Genomic DNA, 6,129 nt, shown 5'->3' with positions numbered 1-6,129 from the left:
TCAATCTGGTCATACGCCTTGAAGTCACCGAAATACTTGGTGATCGCTGCGGTCAGCGTCGTCTTGCCGTGGTCAACATGCCCAATCGTGCCGATGTTGACGTGCGGCTTATTACGCTCAAACTTTTCCTTTGCCATTCCTCAGGCGCCCTTTTGCGATTTGGGGGACCCTTGGTCCCGGGTTACTATCTGCGCGCGCGAGATATTTGGTTCAAAGGGGAAAATCAAGCACATCCTGAGGGAAATGCGCTTATCCCGCCGGATTTTGCGTAACCTCGGTGGAATCGAGGGGCTGGATCAGGTCTGGCCGTTTTTCGAACCAACCTTTGTCTTCATGTTCTTCAGCCAGCCACTCTTCGACCCGGTCGGCAACTTTCAATGACAGACCGGCCATTTGTTCCTCTTTGGTGCGCTCGTGCCCCGACCCTTTCAGCGCACTGCCTCCGGTCGTGTCTTCCAGCACCTGGAACTGCTTTCCCTTGGCCAGAAACTTTTCTTTCTTCACGTCATAGACGTTGACCAACACAATCGCGGTGCTTTTGGGATTGTAGATGATCGGGATTCCCGGAGGCGCCAGCATGTAGCCTTCCAGGCTGATCCCGATGTCGTATTCCTGCGTGCCTTCATAACGGCCCAGACGAATATCGACTGCATTCTGGATGGCCTTCGTCCATTCGTCGGGCGTTGCGTCGCGCGACACTGGCCCTTGCACGGCCTTGTCAGCGAAGGCGTAGTTGACCCGCAGCTTGAATTCCCCCAGTGACTCGGGCGGTTCATAAACCTGTGTCTGGGTGCAAGCGCCCATCAGGGCCAATCCGGTGATCAGGGTCAGAATGCGCAACATGTCTCTTCTCGATAGGCCTGTTTTTCTTTGGTCTAGCGCACCGATACGGGTTGTGCCAAGCCGTATCGGTGGATTTCTACCGCAACCGAGGCCGGATCACGAAAACTTATAGTCCCGCGGGAAACCATAGGGCGCTTTTTTCCCTACGCTGGCGCGCTTGGACAGCCATTGGGACATATCTGCCTCATGCCGGGTCTTGTCGCCCCCCATGGACCATTTCAGGCCTTCCTCCCAGTTGAAGGTTGTGATGTCAGACAGACCGCCATCCAGCTCCAGCGTTCCCTGTCGCCCGCGTGCCATATTGTATTTTTGCAGGCGCACGCCCTTGCCGCGGGTCATTTCGGGCAATTCCTCGATCGGAAAGACAAGGAACTTGCCGTTCTGGGACACGATTGCAACGTGGTCGCCCTCGACCGGTATACAGATCACTGCTGTTTCGTTGTCCTTGACGTTCAGCACCTGCTTGCCGTTTCGCGTCTGCGCCAGCACGTCATCTTCGGGCACCATAAACCCGTTGCCCGCATCCGAAGCCACCAGCAGCTTGCGCCCCGGCTTGTGGATCAAGATATCGATGATCCGAGCCTCGTTCGGCAGGTCGACCATCAGGCGCAGGGGTTCGCCCATGCCCCGCCCGCCAGGCAGGTTGGCCGCGCTGACAGTATAGAACCGCCCGTTCGAAGCGAAGACCAGCAACCGGTCGGTCGTTTCCGCATGGAAGATAAAGCGCGGCCCGTCGCCATCCTTGAACTTCAATTCACGGGTCAGGTCGATATGACCGGTCATGGCGCGAATCCAGCCCATCTGAGAGCAAACGACCGTGATTGGTTCGCGGTCGATCATCGCCTCAAGCGGCACTTCTTCGACCTCGCCCGCTTCGGCGAACCGCGTGCGGCGTGCGCCGCCTTCGTAATCTTTGCCAAAGGTCTTTTTCGTCTCTTTCAACTGCTCGGCAATCCTGGCCCATTGCAGGCCTTCGTCGGCCAGCAGGTCTTCGAGGTTGGAGCGTTCCAGCATCAACTCATCACGTTCGCGGACCAGCTCCATCTCTTCCAGACGACGCAAGCTGCGCAGGCGCATGTTGAGAATCGCGTCAACCTGAACCTCGGACAACTCGCCCTCGCCCGGTTTGGGTGAGACATAGTCGGCCTCGCTGGTGGCGCGGATATGGTCGATCCCCCAATCCTCGCGCATAAGCGCGGCTTTGGGGTCGTCGTCATAGCGGATGATGTCGATCACACGGTCGAGGTTCAGGAAGGCAACGATAAAGCCCTCCAACACTTCCAGCCGGTGGTCGATCTTGGCCATGCGGTGGCGCGAGCGGCGGATCAGCACCTCTTGCCGGTGATCAAGGAAAGCGCGCAGCACTTCCTTCATCGAGCAGACTTTGGGCGTCACCCCGTCAATCAGCACGTTCATGTTCAGGCTGAACCGCACCTCTAGGTCCGAGTTGCGATAAAGCATGCCCATCAGCACTTCAGGGTCCACGTTCTTGGAGCGCGGCTCGAGGATCAGGCGGATGTCATCGGCGGATTCGTCGCGTACATCGGCAAGGATCGGGATTTTCTTGGTCTGGATTAGCTCGGCGATCTTCTCGATCAGCTTGGACTTCTGAACCTGATAGGGAATCTCGGTGACGATGATCTGCCATTGGCCGCGCCCCAGATCCTCAACCTCGTATTTGCAGCGCAGCCGGAACGAACCACGACCGGTGCGATAGGCTTGCGCGATGTTCTCGGGCGGCTCGACAATCACGCCTCCGGTTGGGAAGTCAGGGCCGGGCACGTAGTTCAACAGGGTGTCGTCGCGCGCGTCCGGCGTCTTGATCAGATGCAGACAAGCGTCGCAGAGTTCCGAGATGTTGTGCGGCGGGATATTCGTCGCCATCCCCACCGCGATACCACTTGCGCCATTGGCCAGCAGGTTCGGGAACTGTGCGGGCAGCACGACCGGTTCGGTCAGGGTGCCGTCGTAATTGTCGCGGAAATCAACGGCGTCTTCGTTCAACCCTTCCAGCAGCGCCTCTGCCACGATGGTCATCCGCGCTTCGGTATAGCGCGAGGCCGCCGGGTTATCGCCGTCGATATTGCCGAAATTCCCCTGCCCGTCGACCAGCGGATAGCGGACGTTGAAATCCTGTGCCAGACGCGCCATCGCGTCGTAAATCGCGGCGTCGCCGTGCGGGTGGTAGTTGCCCATCACGTCGCCGGAAATCTTGGCAGACTTCCGGAAACCTCCGGTCGCGCTGAGTCGCAACTCTCTCATCGCGTAGAGGATTCGGCGGTGAACCGGCTTCAACCCGTCCCGCGCATCGGGCAGCGCCCGGTGCATGATGGTGGACAGCGCATAGGTCAGATACCGCTCACCAATCGCGCGGCGCAGCGGTTCCGCCACCTCGCCCCCACCTGTGGGGGCCTGCATGTTGGGGTCATCGATCGTATCGTTCATATATGATGTGATACGACGCAAGTGCGCCTTGGTAAAGCGAACAGCACATAAATTGCTGGGGAAAAGTCGTGCTTTTTGCAACAGGGGGAGACACCGTGTTGTTTTCCCCCATTTTTCGACTCGTCACCCAAAATATGCTAAGATCTCACCAATTGATTTGCTGCCTTTTGTTGATGTTACGATTGCCTTGGGGGAAGCGCCATGACGCGCCTGATACTTGTTACCTTTGCCGCGCTCGGCTGGACCTTTTACGTGATGAGCGGTGGCCCTGATTTTGAACCGCGCGGCGTGCGCCCTGCCAAACCGGAACGCGTGGCTGTCGTGGCCGAACCGATTGCCCCGGTCGTTGAACTTGCACCTGTCGAAGATTTGGTCACCCGTGCCGCCGTCAAACCCGCACTGGTGGTTCCACCTGTTGCCGAGGCGGTAACCCAGTTGGGTGAGACCGAAACAAAGGCCCTCCTCTCGCAGGTCGCGGCTGGCCTGAAAGCCAATCCCTCGCTGTTTCAAGACGAAAGCGTGACCCTGACCCTGGCATCATTGGAACAGGGCGTAAGCGCGCTGGAGCAGGTGGTCACCGACGCCGAGCTGCCCACAGTCGAACTGCCCACGCCTGCCGAGGCCCCGAAGGACATCCGCGAAATCTCGGGCACCCGGGTTAATCTGCGCGATGGGCCCGGTACAATCTATCCCATCATCGGTAAAGCCGCGCTTGGCCAACAGGTCGAGGTCCTGAGCGATTCCGGCACCGGCTGGTTACGCCTGCGCGTGTTGCCCGCGCAACAGGTCGGGTGGATTTCAGCATCACTTGTCCGGAAAACATCAAACTGACGCCCGGACGTCATTGCCCTGCCGCAAACCCCACCCTAGCTTTTGGTGGGGTTCAGCTTCGGAAGGCACATGCAGAAATCGATTCTTATTACGGGATGCTCGTCGGGCATTGGTCTGGACGCAGCACACGGAATGCGTGCACGAGGCTGGCGTGTGTTTGCATCCTGCCGACAGCAGCGCGACTGTGACCGCCTGCGCGCGCAGGGGTTTGAAAGCCCAAGAATCGACTATACCGACCGCGACAGCATTTCCTCGGGATTGTCATATGTACTTGAGGCAACGGGTGGAACTTTGGACGCGCTGTTCAACAACGGTGCGCACGGGCTGCCCGGTGCGGTTGAAGACGTCCCGACAGACGCTCTGCGTCATATCTTTGAAACCAATGTCTTTGGATGGCACGAGCTGACCAGACAGGTTATTCCCGTCATGCGCGAGCAGGGCCACGGCCGGATCGTGCAATGTTCCTCGGTACTTGGTCTTGTCGCCTTCCCCTGGCGCGGCGCATATGTCGCCACCAAATACGCCATCGAAGGACTGACCGACACCTTGCGGCTGGAGCTGCGGGATACAGACATTCAGGTCGTTTTGATCGAGCCCGGCCCGATCACCTCAAAGCTCAGGGAAAAGGCAATCCCCGTGTTCGAGAAATACATCGACTGGGAAAACTCGGCCCTGCGGGAAAAATACGAAGGTTCGCTGCTGAAGCGACTATACGAAAACAGTGCGCCCGACCGGTTCGAACTGCCAGCCTCTGCCGTCACCGACAAGCTGGCCCATGCGGTCGAGGCGCGACGCCCCAAACCACGCTACTATGTGACCACCCCGACATATGTCGCAGGGGTTCTGCGCCGAATTCTGCCCACAAAAGCCACGGACCGCATCCTTTCGGATATCTGAGACGTTATTTCCCGTTCGCTTTTCGGCGCCTTGACGCTAGATGGGTGATAATCGAAAAAACCGGACGGTGACTTTAAATGGACCCTTTAATGGTCATTCTGCTTCTGGCCATGGCGGCGGTTGTCGTTGTGTTAGCCCTGGGCATCGCGAATTTCGGCAAAAGCGGCATGGAAGCAGCAAAGAAAAGCAACAAGATGATGCGTCTGCGTATCCTCTTTCAGTTCATCGCCGTTATTTTGATCGTGCTATACGTCTTTCTACGCGGGCAAGGGGTGCAGTAATGGTTGTACTGAACAAAATCTACACGCGCACCGGCGACGATGGCAAAACTGCTCTGGGCAATGGCGAGCGTGTGGCAAAGTATTCGGGCCGCGTTGCCGCCTACGGAACAGTGGACGAGCTGAATTCTTTTGTTGGCGTGGCCCGTACCGAGGCCGAAGGCGAAGTCGATGCCGCCTTGTCGCGGATTCAGAACGACCTGTTTGATCTTGGCGCGGATTTCTGCCGCCCTGAAATGGAGAAGGATGCCGAAGCGGACTATCCACCGCTGCGAATCGTATCCGCTCAGATCGACCGGCTGGAAGCCGAAATTGACATCATGAACGAAACACTGGAACCGCTGCGCAGCTTCATCCTGCCGGGCGGTTCGCGGCTGGCCGCGCATTTGCACGTGTGCCGCACCGTATCGCGTCGCGCCGAGCGGTTGGCGGTCGAGTTGACGAATATGGAACCGGTTAACGATGTGGCCGTCAAATACCTCAACCGGCTAAGTGACTGGTTTTTCGTCGCGGCCCGATGCGCAAATAACGATGGCAAGGACGACGTGCTGTGGGTTCCCGGCGCAAACCGCTGAATATTTCCCTGAAAATAAGCGCAATGCGGGCAACAATCTTGCGTGCCTCAAGGTAAAAAACTGCAAAACGCGACGTCCCGACGCGACGACGTGACGATTTTGCTCTGTTTTGCGGGTGCAGCAGACGTTATCAAGTCCGACGAGAGCATTGGTGGAGTCGCCTTCGCGGCTTGCCGTTTTTTGAGGAGAAAGCGCTACAATGAAGGTACTGGTACCTGTCAAACGCGTGATTGACTACAATGTGAAGGTCCGCGTGAAAG

The 6,129-nt window shown here is 58.0% G+C and carries 7 protein-coding genes; 4 read left to right on the top strand and 3 right to left on the bottom strand.

All coding sequences use genetic code 11. The features are described from left to right. From AC2FPW_RS16525 to AC2FPW_RS16515, 3 genes are all read right to left on the bottom strand, one after another. Positions 1 to 137 (bottom strand): GTP-binding protein (locus tag AC2FPW_RS16525; RefSeq protein WP_480567066.1); only part of this gene is annotated, 137 nt, incomplete at its 3' end. A 112-nt stretch (positions 138 to 249) separates the two neighbouring features. After that, the gene (locus tag AC2FPW_RS16520) at positions 250 to 843 is read right to left on the bottom strand and encodes a hypothetical protein (protein WP_480487110.1); all 594 of its coding nucleotides are present in this window, start codon (positions 841 to 843) and stop codon (positions 250 to 252) included. Positions 844 to 939: 96 nt separating this feature from the next. Beyond that, complete coding sequence (locus tag AC2FPW_RS16515; RefSeq protein WP_496814579.1) at positions 940 to 3,288, bottom strand: DNA topoisomerase IV subunit A; 2,349 nt, start codon at positions 3,286 to 3,288, stop codon at positions 940 to 942. A gap of 201 nt (positions 3,289 to 3,489) precedes the next feature. Between AC2FPW_RS16515 and AC2FPW_RS16510 the strand changes: the two genes are divergently transcribed. From AC2FPW_RS16510 to AC2FPW_RS16495, 4 genes are all read left to right on the top strand, one after another. Continuing rightward, a complete protein-coding gene (locus AC2FPW_RS16510; RefSeq protein ID WP_496814578.1) occupies positions 3,490 to 4,119 on the top strand; it encodes an SH3 domain-containing protein in 630 nt (209 codons plus the stop codon). Between the two features lie 69 nt (positions 4,120 to 4,188). Next, positions 4,189 to 5,016 carry an SDR family NAD(P)-dependent oxidoreductase gene (locus AC2FPW_RS16505; RefSeq protein ID WP_209506339.1) on the top strand — a complete coding sequence of 276 codons (828 nt, stop codon included), beginning with the start codon at positions 4,189 to 4,191 and terminating at the stop codon, positions 5,014 to 5,016. Between the two features lie 77 nt (positions 5,017 to 5,093). Beyond that, positions 5,094 to 5,297 (top strand): twin transmembrane helix small protein, encoded by a 204-nt coding sequence (locus AC2FPW_RS16500; RefSeq protein WP_496814576.1) that lies wholly within the window; start codon positions 5,094 to 5,096, stop codon positions 5,295 to 5,297. Then, on the top strand, positions 5,297 to 5,869 hold the full coding sequence (locus AC2FPW_RS16495) for a cob(I)yrinic acid a,c-diamide adenosyltransferase (RefSeq protein ID WP_267364209.1): 573 nt from the start codon (positions 5,297 to 5,299) through the stop codon (positions 5,867 to 5,869). The genes AC2FPW_RS16500 and AC2FPW_RS16495 overlap by 1 nt, the downstream gene beginning before the upstream one ends. Positions 5,870 to 6,129 lie beyond the last annotated feature (260 nt).

This window comes from Ruegeria sp. SATB027, assembly GCF_059613825.1.
Note: the sequence above shows the minus strand (reverse complement) of the source record. Positions and strands in the feature narration are given on the sequence as shown.